The organism is Georhizobium profundi (assembly GCF_003952725.1).
Classification (GTDB): Bacteria; Pseudomonadota; Alphaproteobacteria; order Rhizobiales; family Rhizobiaceae; genus Georhizobium; species Georhizobium profundi.
Genome location: NZ_CP032509.1, coordinates 2,380,272 through 2,395,325 on the forward strand (window position 1 = coordinate 2,380,272; position 15,054 = coordinate 2,395,325).

Annotated in this window: 14 protein-coding genes; 11 read left to right on the forward strand and 3 right to left on the reverse strand. The window is 61.1% G+C overall.

From position 1 onward, the window contains the following. The 6 genes from D5400_RS11265 to D5400_RS11290 all read left to right on the forward strand — a co-directional run bounded on the left by D5400_RS11265 (nucleotide 1) and on the right by D5400_RS11290 (nucleotide 7,579). Nucleotides 1-984, forward strand: coding sequence for an RluA family pseudouridine synthase (locus tag D5400_RS11265; protein ID WP_126010106.1), 984 nt, complete (start codon nucleotides 1-3; stop codon nucleotides 982-984). Nucleotides 985-1,037: 53 nt separating this feature from the next. Further along, a complete protein-coding gene (locus D5400_RS11270) occupies nucleotides 1,038-1,832 on the forward strand; it encodes an ATP12 family chaperone protein (RefSeq protein ID WP_126013137.1) in 795 nt (264 codons plus the stop codon). Nucleotides 1,833-1,904: 72 nt separating this feature from the next. After that, the gene (locus D5400_RS11275) at nucleotides 1,905-3,437 is read left to right on the forward strand and encodes an acyl-CoA carboxylase subunit beta (RefSeq protein WP_126010107.1); all 1,533 of its coding nucleotides are present in this window, start codon (nucleotides 1,905-1,907) and stop codon (nucleotides 3,435-3,437) included. 108 nt (nucleotides 3,438-3,545) lie between these two features. Further along, nucleotides 3,546-4,196, forward strand: coding sequence for a hypothetical protein (locus D5400_RS11280; protein WP_126010108.1), 651 nt, complete (start codon nucleotides 3,546-3,548; stop codon nucleotides 4,194-4,196). Next, nucleotides 4,196-5,278, forward strand: a complete 1,083-nt coding sequence (locus tag D5400_RS11285) for an ImmA/IrrE family metallo-endopeptidase (protein ID WP_245451270.1) — start codon at nucleotides 4,196-4,198, stop codon at nucleotides 5,276-5,278. Before D5400_RS11280 ends, D5400_RS11285 begins: the two co-directional genes overlap by 1 nt. 123 nt (nucleotides 5,279-5,401) lie before the next feature. Beyond that, the gene (locus D5400_RS11290) at nucleotides 5,402-7,579 is read left to right on the forward strand and encodes a DUF1217 domain-containing protein (protein WP_126010109.1); all 2,178 of its coding nucleotides are present in this window, start codon (nucleotides 5,402-5,404) and stop codon (nucleotides 7,577-7,579) included. Nucleotides 7,580-7,616: 37 nt separating this feature from the next. Here D5400_RS11290 and D5400_RS11295 read toward each other — a convergent pair whose 3' ends face one another. From D5400_RS11295 to D5400_RS11305, 3 genes are all read right to left on the reverse strand, one after another. Beyond that, nucleotides 7,617-8,348 (reverse strand): cobalamin B12-binding domain-containing protein, encoded by a 732-nt coding sequence (locus D5400_RS11295; RefSeq protein ID WP_164527864.1) that lies wholly within the window; start codon nucleotides 8,346-8,348, stop codon nucleotides 7,617-7,619. Nucleotides 8,349-8,723: 375 nt separating this feature from the next. Next, a complete protein-coding gene (gene fghA, locus D5400_RS11300; protein ID WP_126010111.1) occupies nucleotides 8,724-9,557 on the reverse strand; it encodes an S-formylglutathione hydrolase in 834 nt (277 codons plus the stop codon). A gap of 42 nt (nucleotides 9,558-9,599) precedes the next feature. After that, complete coding sequence (locus D5400_RS11305) at nucleotides 9,600-10,070, reverse strand: YaiI/YqxD family protein (RefSeq protein ID WP_126010112.1); 471 nt, start codon at nucleotides 10,068-10,070, stop codon at nucleotides 9,600-9,602. Between the two features lie 212 nt (nucleotides 10,071-10,282). On the opposite strand from D5400_RS11305, the gene rpiA reads away from it, so the two are divergent. From rpiA to D5400_RS11330, 5 genes are all read left to right on the forward strand, one after another. After that, nucleotides 10,283-10,993 carry a ribose-5-phosphate isomerase RpiA gene (rpiA, locus tag D5400_RS11310; RefSeq protein ID WP_126010113.1) on the forward strand — a complete coding sequence of 237 codons (711 nt, stop codon included), beginning with the start codon at nucleotides 10,283-10,285 and terminating at the stop codon, nucleotides 10,991-10,993. A 7-nt stretch (nucleotides 10,994-11,000) separates the two neighbouring features. Further along, a complete protein-coding gene (locus D5400_RS11315; protein WP_126010114.1) occupies nucleotides 11,001-11,588 on the forward strand; it encodes a DUF2059 domain-containing protein in 588 nt (195 codons plus the stop codon). 113 nt (nucleotides 11,589-11,701) lie between these two features. Beyond that, on the forward strand, nucleotides 11,702-13,090 hold the full coding sequence (gor, locus tag D5400_RS11320) for a glutathione-disulfide reductase (RefSeq protein ID WP_126010115.1): 1,389 nt from the start codon (nucleotides 11,702-11,704) through the stop codon (nucleotides 13,088-13,090). A gap of 98 nt (nucleotides 13,091-13,188) precedes the next feature. Next, nucleotides 13,189-14,241 (forward strand): TadE/TadG family type IV pilus assembly protein, encoded by a 1,053-nt coding sequence (locus D5400_RS11325; RefSeq protein WP_126010116.1) that lies wholly within the window; start codon nucleotides 13,189-13,191, stop codon nucleotides 14,239-14,241. 86 nt (nucleotides 14,242-14,327) lie between these two features. Then, on the forward strand, nucleotides 14,328-14,978 hold the full coding sequence (locus D5400_RS11330) for a gamma-glutamylcyclotransferase family protein (protein WP_126010117.1): 651 nt from the start codon (nucleotides 14,328-14,330) through the stop codon (nucleotides 14,976-14,978). Nucleotides 14,979-15,054: the final 76 nt, after the last annotated feature.

The window sequence follows — 15,054 nt, forward strand, 5'->3', positions numbered from 1 at the left end:
ATGGCAAGCGTCGAGCAACGCAAGGTGGACGGCGACGAAGCGGGCATGCGGCTCGACCGCTGGTTCAAGCAGCATTATCCGGGGCTCGGCTTCGGGCAGTTGCAGAAGCTTTTGCGCTCCGGGCAGATCCGGGTCGATGGCGGGCGGGTGAAATCCGACACGCGGGTGCAGCCGGGCCAGATGGTGCGCGTGCCGCCGCTTGGCGTGGACGAGAAGAAGACCGGGCCGATCTCGCCGCGCGCGGTGCGTTCAGCACCCGACCACGAACTGCTCAGCCAGATGCTGATCTACGAGGACCCCAAGGTCTACGTTTTCAACAAGCCGGCCGGCCTTGCGGTGCAGGGCGGATCGGGCCTGTCGCGCCATGTGGATGGCATGCTGGAAGTGTGGCGCAACAAGAAGGGCGAGAAGCCGCGGCTCGTCCACCGGCTCGACCGCGAGACCTCCGGCGTGCTGGTCGTTGCCCGCACGCGCGGCGCGGCGCAGGCGCTGACGGCAGCGTTTCGCGAGCGGACGACCAAGAAGACCTATTGGGCGCTGGTGCGCGGCGTGCCGAAGAAGCGCGAAGACAAGATCTCGACCTGGCTGGTGAAGGAAGCGACGCCGGATGGCGACCGGATGCGCGTTGCCAAGCATGGCGAGCCCGATGCCGACCACGCCGTTTCCTATTACCGGATCATCGAGCAGGCGGCGCAGAACCTCGCCTGGCTGGAGATGGAACCCTATACGGGCCGCACGCACCAGCTGCGCGTCCACGCCGCCCACATCGGCCATCCGATTCTCGGCGATCCGAAATATTTCGACGCGGACGAGAACTGGACGCTGCCGGGCGGCATGCAGAACCGGCTGCATCTGCACGCGCGGCGGATCATCATTCCAAATCCCGCGGGTGGATCGATCGACGTGACGGCGGAGCTGCCGCCGCACATGGTACAGAGCTTCAACCTCATCGGTTTCGACGAGGCGGAAGGTGCGACGGACTGACGGACATGGCTGAAAACGACGACAAGCACTCCGGCAGCCGCGACGACGGGTCGATGCGCGATATCTTTGCGGAGCTTTCCGAAGCGGCGATGAGCGATCCGGACCCGGTGCGGCGCGCGCAGAAGCAGATGCAGAAGCCGCTGCCGAAGCGCTTCTACAAGCAGGCCGGGTTCGCCGAGCACGACGAGGGCGGCTTCCTGGTGACCCTCGACGGGCGGCCGGTTCGCACGCCGGCGCGGCTTTTGCTGACGCTGCCGAGCGCCGTGACGGCGGAAAAGACGGCCGCCGAATGGGACGCGCAGGCCGAAACGATCGATCCGGCGACGATGCCGCTGACACGGCTCGCCAATACGGCGATCGACGGCATTGCGCAGGACACGCAGGCCGTGGCCGAGGACGTGCTGCGCTTTGCCGGCACGGACCTCATCTGCTACCGCGCGGGCGGGCCCGAGCGGCTGGTGGAGCGCCAGAGCGAGGAATGGGACCCGGTGCTCGACTGGGCGCAGGCGGAGCTTGCGGCACGCTTCGTGCTGGCCGAAGGCGTGATGCATGTGGCGCAGCCGCGCGAGACGCTGGCCGCCTTCGGTGCGGCGCTCAAGGCTTTTACCCAGCCGCTCGATCTTGCGGCGTTGCATCTGGCGACGAGCCTGACGGGCTCGGCGCTGATCGCCATGGCGCTGGCCAAAGGCGCTCTTGCGCCCGACGAGGCGTGGGAGAAGGCGCATCTCGACGAGAACTGGAACGCCGAGCTGTGGGGCGAGGATTACGAAGCGGCCAAGCGCCGGGAAAGCCGTCGGCGTGATTTCGATGCCGCTGCTTTCGTCCTGCTTGCCAGACGGAACGGTTGAGGCATTCTGCCGCCCGGCCATCAACGATCACGACCATAAAGACCGACACTGAGATCTGCGGGAGGAACGCGCTTGAAACACGTGCTGGTGGAGCTTGAGGAGCGGCGGGCGAAAGCCAGGCTCGGCGGCGGCGAGGCGCGGATCGCGGCCCAGCACGCCAAGGGCAAGCTGACGGCGCGCGAGCGCATCGAGTGCTTCCTCGACGAGGGCAGTTTCGAAGAGTTCGACATGTTCGTCGAGCACCGCTCCACCGATTTCGGCATGCAGGACACCAAGATCTCCGGCGACGGCGTCGTGACCGGCTGGGGCACGGTGAACGGCCGAACGGTCTTCATTTTCGCCAAGGATTTCACGGTGTTCGGCGGGTCTCTTTCTGAGGCGCATGCGGAAAAGGTGATCAAGCTTCAGGACATGGCACTGAAGAACCGGGCGCCGATCATCGGGCTCTACGACGCGGGCGGCGCGCGGATCCAGGAAGGCGTGGCGGCGCTTGGCGGCTATGCGGAGATTTTCCAGCGCAACGTGCTCGCCTCCGGCGTCATCCCGCAGATTTCGGTGATCATGGGACCGTGCGCGGGCGGCGACGTCTATTCGCCGGCGATGACCGACTTCATCTTCATGGTACGCGACACGTCCTACATGTTCGTGACCGGGCCGGATGTGGTGAAGACCGTGACGAACGAGACGGTGAGCGCCGAGGAACTCGGCGGCGCCTCGATCCACACGACGAAATCCTCGATCGCCGACGGGGCCTATGACAACGATGTCGAGGCGCTGTTGCAAATGCGCCGGCTGATCGACCTTCTGCCGCAATCCAACACATCCGACGTGCCGGAGATCGACAATTACCAGAGCGTCGACGAGATGGACGCGTCGCTCGACACGCTGGTGCCCGACAACGCCAACAAGCCCTATGATGTGAAAGAATTGATCGTCAAAGTGATCGACGAGGGCGATTTCTTCGAGATCCAGGCGGCGTTCGCCAAGAACATCGTCTGCGGCTTCGGCCGCGTGGAGGGCCGCACGGTGGGCCTCGTCGCCAACCAGCCGATGGTGCTGGCCGGCGTGCTCGACAGCGACGCCTCGCGGAAGGCCGCGCGGTTCGTGCGCTTCTGCGACTGCTTCAACATCCCGATCGTCACCTTTGTCGATGTGCCGGGCTTCCTGCCGGGCACGGCGCAGGAATATGGCGGGCTGATCAAGCATGGCGCCAAGCTGCTCTTCGCCTATGGCGAGGCGACGGTGCCGAAGGTGACCGTGATCACCCGCAAGGCCTATGGCGGCGCCTATGACGTGATGGCATCGAAGCACCTGCGCGGCGACATCAACTATGCCTGGCCATCCGCCCAGATCGCCGTGATGGGCGCCAAAGGCGCCGTCGAGATCATCTTCCGCAAGGACATCGCCGACCCGGAAAAGATCGCCGCGCACACGAAGATGTACGAAGACCGCTTCCTCTCTCCCTTCGTCGCCGCCGAGCGCGGCTATATCGACGAGGTGATCATGCCGCACTCGACCCGCAAGCGGATCGCGCGGGGGCTAAGGATGCTCAGGAACAAGAGTTTGAGCAATCCGTGGAAGAAGCACGATAATATTCCGTTGTGAGAGCTTTTCTCCTGCACGCCAAAATAGCTGTGGTAGTGCGCCGAATGTTGCGTGCGTTTAATTTATTTCCCCTCTAATGATGGATAAATTCTTAAACGCGAGGTTCGCATGTCGCCGTTTAACACTGCCATCATCGACAATCCTATCGACGTGAGCCGTCGTCTTGCGGATTTCGAGCTGACGATTGACCAAATTCTAGCAATTCGCGATTCCGCGCGCGCCGCTTCAGACGATGCAAGCCCGTTAATGCCTCAGAATGCGCCTGGGACGCTGGCCTATATCCATGGTGTCGGAGCGTTGCGTTCACAGATCATAGATATGGATTGGTCGATCGACAGGACACTTGGCGTCGAGGCCGTAATCAATACGAAGCTTGGCTTTCGTATAGGATTCCAAAACGTGGATCGCTCATGCGACTCCACTTTTCCGCCGATGCCTCGCTCTGAAAAGGGTAACGGAGCAGCGCAATTGTGCCGGCTACCTCTATTCGATTTTTTCGGCGTGGTGTTGGAGACCGATGCTGATCGCGTACCAGTTGATAACCGGCATGATAGTGGAGCTGAAATAGTCACTTATTTCGTTATGGTGGGCGAAGACGGAAGCGTCGAACTGTCCTGTCCAATCATCGCGAATAAAAGGTATGCGCAGTTTGTGGAGCGCATTTTCATAGATCGTCCTGATGATGACTGGCTGGCGCGTCTCGATCCCGAAACCGCACCAATCGACGATTTCGACGTTACAGTCACTTTTAAGAATTGATGAGTGTGATGTTTTGTGCGGACCGACTAAAGGTTGCTCGCTACCGGAGAAAACTAACTGGTAAGCAGCTTGCCGCTTTGGCTGATTTAACGGATGTAACAGTGTCGAAAGTTGAGAATGGCCATCAACCGGACGACTTCACTGCACAAAAGTTGGCGAAAGCACTAAATTTTCCGATTCAATTCTTTTTTATGGACCGGCCTGAAATTCTTGAGCCCCAAGCAGTTTCATTCCGTAGCTTAAAGAAAATGAAGGCAGCAGAGCGTAATGCTTCGCTAGCGGCCGGTTCGATGGGCATCGCTCTTTTTGATTGGATAAATTCCCGATTTGATTTGCCCGCGCCAGATCTGATTGATTTGAGCCGTGAACAAAGTAGGCCTGATGTCGCAGCTCGTTTGTTGCGCCAACATTGGGGACTTGGAGACAGGCCAGTAGGAAATATTCTTCGATTATTTGAATCGAAGGGAATACGCGTCTTGTCTCTATCTGAGAATACTCTGAATGTTGATGCGTATTCATTTTGGCATGCAGATAATCCCTATATATTTTTAAACCAAATGAAGACGGCAGAAAGGTCAAATTTCGACGCCGCCCACGAGTTGGGGCATTTGGTGCTACATTTTCACGCTCAGGCTGAATCACTGCCAGATGAGGACGCTGAAAGGCAAGCCAACAACTTTGCATCAGCATTTTTAATGCCGGATGCTGATCTTAAGAGCACCTTATCAAACGTTTATAGTTCCTCACAGATCATCCGCGCAAAGGTGCGGTGGAAGGTCTCTGCGATGGCTCTTGCTACTCGGCTCCACCAACTTGGTATGCTTTCCGATTGGAACTACCGGTCAATCATTATCGACTTGGGGCAGCGGGGATACAGAAAAAGTGAGCCTTTAGGCGTGGAACGCGAAATCTCCACGTTACTTGCAAAAATACTTTCTGCGCTTTGGTCGAAGGGCATTACGAAGAACGAGATTGCCGAGGAATTGAACATGCCTCGTGAAGAGATCGAGTCCTTATTGTTCGGATTAGCGGGACCAATACGCTCACGACCTAACCGTTCAGATTTAACTCTTGTGAGATAGTAGCTCGTGCGATGTTCAATATGGGGATTGGAATCGAGACCTATGGCCACACCACACCCCCCACCAGCCCCACGCAAGCCCAGTCCCTGACACTCCGCGCACCTCACGTCGCGGAGTCGCTGCATGCTTTCGACCTATCTCAGTTACAACCTCATCGATCGCGACATGTCGCGCAGCATCGGGCGGGTGGCGGATGATGCGGTGGTGGCGCGGGAGGCGCAGTATTATCGCGAGACGATCGGCAAGATTTCCACGGTCGAGGAGTTTCTCGACGATTACCGCGTCTACTCCTATGCGATGAAGGCCTACGGGCTGGAAGAGATGACCTATGCGCGCGCCTTCATGCGGCAGGTGCTGGAAAGCGATCTCTCCGACAGCGACAGTTTCGCCAACAAGCTCGAGGACGAGCGCTATCGGAACTTCGCGAAGGCGTTTTCCTTTGCCGGCAATGCAGAAGCGCAGGTGAAGCCGGACATCCAGTCTGACCGGCAGACCGAGGATCTGATCGGGCTTTACGATGTGAGCGTGCAGAATGCCGGCCGTGCCTATGCGGCGGAATTCGAAAACTACAAGGCGCGCATCGGCCAGATCACCAATGTCGACGAGTTCCTGGCCGACCGGCGGCTGGTCGAGGTTGCGCTAAAGGCCAATGTGATCGACACGCGCTATTATTCGGCCGATTTTCTGCGGGAGATTCTCACGAGCGATCTCTCCGATCCGACCAGTTTCGCCAACCGGCCGGAGAACCGGAACTATCTTTCGCTGGCTCAGCAGTTCAATTTCCAGGCAGACGGGTCGCTGGCCAGCGGCGTTCCTGCGCAAACGGCGGAGCAGGTTCGAAAGACGACGGAGGACTATCTGTTCGACGTGCCGGACCGGATCGTGCCGCTGGCCGCCGATCTGATGACCAGCTATTTCAACGAGAAGATCGGCACGATCACCAATGTCGACGATCTGCTGGCCGATCCGAAGCTCGTCAACTATCTCTGGACCGCCTACGACCAGCCGGCTTCGCTGACGCGGCGTGCCGATATTCGTGCTGCGCTGACGAGCGATCTCTCCGACCCGACGAGCTTTGCCCGCACGACACCGAACAGCGCGCTTCGGGAGATGGCCCGCCTGTTCAACTTCGGCACGGATGGTGAGGCGATCGGCCCTGCGCAGACGACCGAGCAGCGGACGACGCTCAACCGGGCATTCATGTCGAATTACGACAATGCCGGCGAACGCCGCGACGCGACACGCGAAAGCGTGTTCCGCTCGGCCATGGCGACGGTTAATTCCGTCGATGCGCTGATGCGCGATGCCGCGCTCTACAATTACGTCATGCAGGCCTATGGGCTTGATCCTCTTACGGAAACGAAGGATGCCGTGAAGCGTGCGCTGACCAGCGACCTCAACGATCCGAACAGCTTTGCCAACCAGCCGCGCAATGCGCGCTTCCGTGGCCTTGCCGAGGCGTTCAATTTCGGCGCGGATGGGCTTGCGACCACGGCGCGGCGCGCGCAATCGGAAGCGCAGGTCAATGCCTTCACCGCCGACTATCTCGAACGGGCCGAGCTTCTGGGGCTGACGGAGGATCAGGCGGAAACCGAGGTGCGCTACTATCGCGAGCAGATCGCCAAGGTCTCATCGATCGACCAGCTTCTGGCGGATCGGCGCGTGGTTGCCGTGCTTCTGCAGAGCCAGGGTTATGATCCCGAGGTGATCGACACCCGCACGCTGCGCGACGTGCTGACGAGCGACGTGGACGATCCGGACAGCTTCGTGAACACGCAATCCGATCGCAGCCTGCGGCTTCTGGCGGCGAGCTTCAATTTCAACACCGACGGGACGATCGACCGGGAAGTGACCGGCAAGGTGCAGTCGGAAGCCGACATAATCCAGACGGAAGAATTCTATTTGCGCCAGACGCTGGAAGAAGAGGCGGGCCTGGAAAACGAGGGCGTGCGGCTTGCGCTTTATTTCAAGCGCATGGCGGGCGAGATCAAAAGCCCGTTCGACATCCTGGCGGATCCTGCGCTGCAGCAGGTGGTGCGCGTGGCGCTCGGCCTGCCGCAGGAGATCGCCCAGTCCGACATCGACGCGCAGGCGCGCATGATCGAGGACCGGTTGGATCTTTCATCCTTCTCCGATCCGCGCGAGCTCGACAAGTTCCTCGTGCAGTTCGCCGCGCTCTTCGACATGGAAAACAACAATTTCCAGGATCCGGCGCTGGCACTCTTTTCGTCCAATGCCGGTGCGGCGCTCGGCGCGGACATGCTGAGCAGTCTCGCGCAGATCAATCGTCGCGGGTTCTAGAGTGAGGCGTTGATCTCAGAGTGTTGATCTCAGGCGGTCAGGCGCAGGCGGAACGCAGCGCCTCTGCCTTGGCGACGGCCTCACGGCCGTCGCGGGCAAGCGCATCGGCGCCCATGCGCTCGGCGTGGGACGGGTCGCGCGAGAAGGCGGCGCCCCCGGTGAGGATGCCTACCTTGGGGTTGCGCGAGCGGGCGCGCACCTTGCCGATATCGGCACGGGTCGCGTCCACATGTTCCTCGAAGCCGACGGACAGGCCGACGACCGCATACCATTCCTGGCCGACCATGCGGATGAGCGGCGCGCCGCTTTCCACGTCGGGCCCACCATCCACTTCCCAGCCGGCAAGCCGCAGGAATTCGGCAACGATGAGCAGCCCGAAGGCGTGCTGTTCGTTGCGGGCGGTGGCCAGCACGATGCGACGCGTGGCATCCTGGTTGAGTGCGCCGTAGCAGCTGTCGCTGGTCAGCTCATGAACGAGCGATTGCAGGCGCGCGAGCCCGACCGTCACGTCGATGAAGCTCAGTTCGTCGCGCTCCCACATGAGGCCGAGACGGTGCGCGACGGGTGCGAGAAGGCCGAGATAGACCGTTTCGAGCTGCATGCCCCGGCTGCGGCGGCTTTGCAGATATTCCACGCATGCGGCGGTATCTGCCTCGACGACGATGTGCAGAAGCTCGTTGACGTCGCGGGCCGAGGGCCGTGAGACGTCGCTCGCGATTTCGTGCGGCTGACGCAGGGCGGCGCTTTCGGCAATGAGAAGGCGCGGCACGACCTGGTTTTCAATGACTGATCTTAGGAATGTCCGATCGGAATCTGTCTGCGCCGATCCGCAATCGACATGTCCCACAACTGCATCCGATGCGGCGCCTGCCGATTGATCGACAGGTCCACGGCGGCTATGCCCCTCCGGCATATGCTACCCCTTGGTATGTCGCATCCTCCCGAAGGTGCGACATATTGGATGCTATGCCTGTAGAATTGCGTTGACGACGGTGGAAATCGCCACCGATTTTTTCCGATATTTTGAATATATCGCCAACTGCTAATTAATGCGCATGCGGCCTAACACAGCCGCATTTGACCAATCGTTCGAATTTACGAGACTTTAGCCGGTTTTTTTAAAGCACATGCTTACGATGCCGGACTAGAGGCGCGCGCGGTGCCAGCGCAGATGATCGTCCATGAAGGTGGAGATGAAGAAGTAGGAGTGGTCGTAGCCGGGCTGCATGCGAAGCTTCAACGGAATGTTCGCGGCATTGCAGGCTTCCTCGAGAAGCCAGGGTCGCAGACCGTTTTCTAGAAAGCCATCGGCATCGCCCTGATCCACGAGAAACTCGGCGAAGCGGTGGCCGTTCTCGATCAGCCGCGTGGCGTCATAGTCTCGCCATGCCGACGACTCGGCACCCAAATATTTCTCAAAGGCACCTTTCGACCAGTCAGCCGTGCTCGGCTGCACGATCGGCGCGAAGGCCGAGCAGGACTTGAAGCGATCGGGATTGCGCAATGCCATCACCAGCGCGCCATGCCCGCCCATCGAGTGGCCGAAGATGCCCTGGCGATTCATGTCCGCTGCAGGAAACTCGGTGGCGATGAGGCCCGACAGTTCGTCCAGGATGTAGCTGTACATGCGGTAATGCTGGGAATAGGGCGCCTCGGTCGCATCGACATAGAAGCCGGCGCCCTTGCCGAATTGCCAGTTGTCGGGCTCGTCGGCCACGTCGTCGCCGCGAGGGCTGGTATCCGGGCACACGATGATCAGGCCGAGTTCGGCCGCAAGCCGGCGATACTCGCCCTTGTCCATGACGTTCTGATGGGTGCAGGTGAGGCCGGAGAGGTACCAGAGAACCGGAGCCTTGGCGCCTTCAGCCAGCGGCGGCACGAAGACGGCGAAGGTCATTTCGCAATTGGTGACGGCGGAGGGATGGGAATAGACGCCCTGGATGCCGCCATGGGCCTTGGTCTGCGAAACTGTCTTCATGGGCTGTTACCTCGAATGCTGTTGGCGGCTGTCGCAACCATATCATCTCGACCGATCGGACATAGCCCGACGAAGGAGCCGGTCGAGCGTTTCCAGAAAGGCGGATCGGTCGCGCTGGGAAAACGATGGGTTGTAGCCCTTGATCGCACCCGATTCGCGCAGGTGCTGGCCGAGATCGCGCATCGCGGTCGCCATGCCGATGGATGTCTGGTCGAAGATGCGACCTGTCGGGCCGGTCACATGGGCGCCAGCCTCCACGCAGCGCCCGGCAAGCGGCACGTCGGCGGTCACGACGATATCCCCCGGTTTGACGGCATCGGCGATCCAGTCGTCGGCCGCATCGAAACTTGCCGACACGACGACGTTGACGATCATCGGATCACGCGAGGGCCGCAGGCCAGAATTGGCGACGAACACCGTTTTGACCCCATGACGCTCGGCGACCTTGAGGATCTCGGGCTTCACCGGGCAGGCATCGGCGTCCACATAGATGACGGGGTTCTCAGCGCCCATGGTCCTCGGTAAGTCCTTCCATGCAGGGATCGCCCACGGCAATCCTAATTCAGGCCTGTTCCGGCCTCTTCCGGCGTGATCAGGGCCTTGGGTATCCGCCGTTGGGGCTCGGTTCAAGCCTTGGCTTGATCCTGCTCGTCATGGTAACAGCGGCGCACGCATCAAAGCGGCCGGTAGCGGCCCGTTCATCGAGGCAAAGGCGAAAGACACGCATGGATCCACGTGACAGCAAGATCGAAGCCGCACGCGCGGCGCTCGGCTATGTGGAAGACGGCATGCGTCTCGGCATCGGCACCGGATCCACCGCGGAAGAGTTCGTGCGGCTTCTGGCCGAAAAGGTCGAGGGCGGGCTTTCCATCAAGGGCGTGCCGACATCGGAGCGCACCGCACGGCTGTGCATGGATCTTGGCGTGCCGCTCTTCTCGCTCGACGAGGAACCGGAACTCGACCTGACGATCGATGGTGCCGACGAAGTCGACCATGCACTGCGCCTGATCAAGGGCGGTGGCGGGGCGCTGCTGCGCGAGAAGATCGTGGCGGCGGCTTCCAAGCGCATGATCGTCATCGCCGATGCGTCGAAACTGGTCGACACGCTGGGTGCCTATGCGCTGCCGATCGAGATCAACCCGTTCGGCATGACATCCACCCGGATTGCAGTGGAAAAGGCGGCTGCGAAGCTCGATCTTTCCGGTGGCTTCACGATCCGCCCCGGCAATGACGGCGCCTATGAAACCGACGGCGGACACCACATTCTCGACGCATCATTTGGCCGTATTCCCGATCCAGAAGCGCTGTCCGCCGCGCTGCATGCCATCCCCGGGGTTGTCGAGCACGGTCTTTTCATAAATCTGGCCTCGGTGGCGATTATCGCCGGCGAAAACGGCGTTGAAACGCTGACGGCTGAGCAGGAACACAGGAGCTGATCCTCACATGGCAATCTCGAACGGTCTCTTTCGCGGTGCAGGTGCCGCCGCTCTCATCGCCTTCGCCCTGGCGGGCGGGACTGCGCATGCGCAGGAACAGCTGAGCGACAGCCACCGGGCCGCGGCACGTGCAGCCATCGCGGCGCTTGGTGCCACCGACCAGTTCGACCAGATCCTGCCCGGTACGGCCGAGCAGCTGAAGGCGGCGCTCATCCAGAGCACGCCGAACTTCGAAGCAGAAATCTCCTCCACGATCGACGACGTTGCAGTTTCGCTGGCATCGCGGCGTGGCGACCTCGAGCGTGAGGCTGCCGAGATCTACGCGCGTACCTTCACGGAAGAAGAACTGAACGCTATCACGGAGTTCTATACGTCGCCGGCCGGTCTCAAGCTCCTGGAAAATGGCATCACCGTCACGCAGGAGCTGATGCGTTCGGCCGAAATCTGGGCGACGGGTATCTCGCGCGATCTCGCCGTCGAGGCCGATGCCGCGCTCGAGCAGCGTCTGGGCGACCAGGCGCCGACTGCGGAAGACGCCGGCATCGATCCCGAGACCGGCACAGTGGCCGATCCGGCTGCCACCCCTGCACAATAAGCTCAAAGCGCACTAGATAAGATCTCAAAAGCCCGGCCAAGCGCCGGGCTTTCATTTCACCGTCTCGGCGTCGGATACGCGGCGTCGACAAGACCACGCGCAGGATCGATCCCATGGCTGAGTACGACTACGACCTTTTCGTCATCGGTGGTGGCTCGGGTGGTGTTCGGGCAGCGCGGGTGACGGGTGCGCTCGGCCGCAAGGTGGCGATTGCGGAAGAGTATCGCTATGGCGGCACCTGCGTGATCCGCGGCTGCGTGCCGAAGAAGCTCTTCGTCTATGCCTCGCATTTTTCCGAAGCATTCGAGGACGCCGCCGGATATGGCTGGTCTGTCGGGGAATCGTCGTTCGACTGGCCGACGCTGATTGCCAACAAGGACCGCGAGATCGAGCGTCTGGAAGGGCTCTATCGCAAGGGGCTGACCAGCGCGAATGTGACGCTATTCGACAGCCGCGCCGTGCTCGTGGACGCCCACACGATCGAGCTCAAGGCCACGGGCGAGCGCGTCACGGCAGACAAGATCCTCATCGCCGTCGGCGGGTATGCCAATCCGCACGCTTCGCTGCCGGGGCATGAGCTCTGCATCACCTCGAACGAGGCGTTCCACTTGGAGACGCTGCCAAAGGCGATCGTCATCGCCGGCGGCGGCTATATCGCGGTCGAGTTCGCCAACATCTTCCACGGGCTCGGTGTCGACACGACGATCATCTATCGCGGCAAGGAAATTCTCGGCCGCTTCGATGGCGACATGCGCCGCGGGCTTCATGCGGCGATGGAAAAGAAGGGCATCCGCATTCTTTGCCAGGATGTTTTCGCGAAGATCGAAAAGGGCGACGACGGCCGGCTCGTGGCGCATACCAAGAACGGCGAGGTGCTGGAGGCCGACCAGGTGATGCTGGCGCTTGGACGCGACCCGAACACGGAAGGTCTCGGGCTCGAGGCTGCGGGCGTTGCGGTCGATCACAAGGGCGCGGTCACCGTCGACGATTATTCCCGCACCAATGTCGAGAATATCTACGCTGTCGGTGACGTGACCGATCGCGTGCAGCTGACGCCGGTCGCCATCCATGAGGCCATGTGTTTCGTGGAAACCGCCTTCAAAAACAATCCGACCAAGCCGGATCACCACCTCATTGCGACGGCGGTTTTCTCCCAGCCGGAGATCGGCACGGTGGGACTGTCGGAGGAGGATGCCAGCAAGGATCACGAGGAGCTCGAGGTCTATCGCGCCGAATTCAGGCCGATGAAGCATGTGCTGGCCGGCCGGGATGAGCGGACCATCATGAAGATCGTCGTCAATGCGCTCGATCGGAAGGTGCTGGGCGTCCACATCCTCGGACCGGAGGCGGGCGAGATGGCGCAGCTTCTCGGCATCGCGCTCAAGGCGGGTGCGACCAAGGACGACTTCGACCGTACCATGGCGGTGCACCCGACGGCTGCGGAGGAACTGGTGACGATGTACAACCCGACCTATCGCATCAAGGACGGCAAGCGGGTCTAGGCGCCGGCAATCATTAAAATTCGACATAAAATGGAAGTCCGACCGTAAGGCGGCGTCGTTAAGGTCACCCCGAAACGTCCAAAAGACGGGGTTGGGTGATGCGTATTCTACGGAGATTTCGCCAGGAGAAGTCTGGCCAGTTCGGCATTCTGTTCGGGCTTCTGCTCGTTCCTGTCGCGGGAGCCGCAGGCCTTGCGGTGGATTATACCAAGGCGTCGAACATTCGCTTTCAGATGAAACACGAGGCCGACAAGATCGCGCTCGCAGTTGCCGCCAACGGCGTCAATGCCGACGACGCGGCGTTGCTGGACGGGTTCAGAAGCAATCTGAGCGACAGGTTCGCATTCAGAGGCGATCTCGCCGATGTGGTCCTGGATGGCGAATGGGTGTCGATCAGCGACTTCCAGGTGACGGCCGCGCTGACGATGCGCACTTCGATCGGCAGCATCCTGCAGACCGGGCCGGTCAGCATCGGCGCCACGAGCACGGCCCGTTACAAGGGCGCGGCTTACGTCTACACGGCTCCGAAGGTTGCACAGCTTGACCCCGAGGCATGGGATTATAACCGCGTCTCCGTCTATTGTTTCGATGCCCGCAAGGCCGCCGATGCCAAGGCCAATGCCGGTGGCGGCAGGGGCGGCTCTTCTGCTAACGGCGATAAGTCGCCCGGCCGCTCGCAGATGACACCGATCGCCGACAACAATGGTGGCCATTACAACGTCGAGATGCCCGTTTGCGGGGCAGGCGAGGCGTTGAGCCTGAAGCTCTGGAACGTCCGTGAGGCCAAGCATTATGGGGATGATCCCGATAAATCGACGCGGCGGCAATACACCTACTACACCGACACGGTGATCGAGAATGGCGTTGAAAGTTACGATCTAGGAGGGCTTCGTCTCGTGGAGACGGTGCTGTGCGATACGTTCGAGCAGTGCAAGCCGAAGAGCAGGGGCGGTGTCATTCCGGAAGGAAAGAACCGCAACCCGCAGATCTCGACCGCGGCATGCGCGCCGGGCAAGTTTCGCTATTATGGCTTCGAGGACCGTCCTCCGGAGAATGGCGGCAGCGACCGCGATTACGATGATATCCGCGTGATCATCGAGTGTCCCGTCGAGGTGCTCGTTGGACCGGAGACGGTGCGGCTCGTTCAGTAGAAGCTCCAAATCCAGCGCCTCGGGTTGAGCCGCGTACAACCGCATGGCATGAGCGCCCCGCTAACGTCGAACAGGAGCGGGGCAACATGCAGGATCGTCCGGTGGATGACGGAACGCTTTCGCGGCTGGCCGCGGAGGGCGCGCTGGTCGCCTATTTCGGCTACGGATCGCTTGTCAACCGCGAGACGCTGCGCACCCACATCGTCGGCGCGCGGCCTGCGCGCGTTTCAGGCTGGCGGCGCGAATGGCAGCCACGCCCCGACGCGGGGCTTGCCGCCGATCGCGCCGTGCATGCATCGCTTTTGACCGTGCGGCCTGCGCCGGAAAGCGAGATCGACGGGCTTCTGGTGTTCGACCATGTGGACAATCTCGCAGCGGTGGATCTGCGCGAAAGCGACTACCAGCGCCGGCACGTACCGCTCGAAACGCTGACGGTTATCGGTGACGGGGTGCCGGACGGGTGTCCGGTCTATATCTACGAGGCCGATCCGCCGGAGGAGAGCCCGGAGGAATGCCCGATCCTGCAATCCTATCTCGATGCAGTGCTGAAGGGCTTCCTGCGCGAGCACGGGTTGGAAGGGCTTCAACACTTCATTCGAGGAACTGCGCATTTCAATACGCCGATCCTCGGCGACCGGGATTGGCCGATCTATCCCAGGGCAGTGAGCCTCTCGTTAGAAGATCGCGCACTCTTCGATCGGCTGCTGCAAGAAAATGGCGCGCGCTACGTCGCCTGAAGTCTATTCGTTGCGCGGCCTTTGCTTGACGCGTGCTTTGGGTTTATAAGCCCGGCTTCGAACGGCGGGCAGGTCA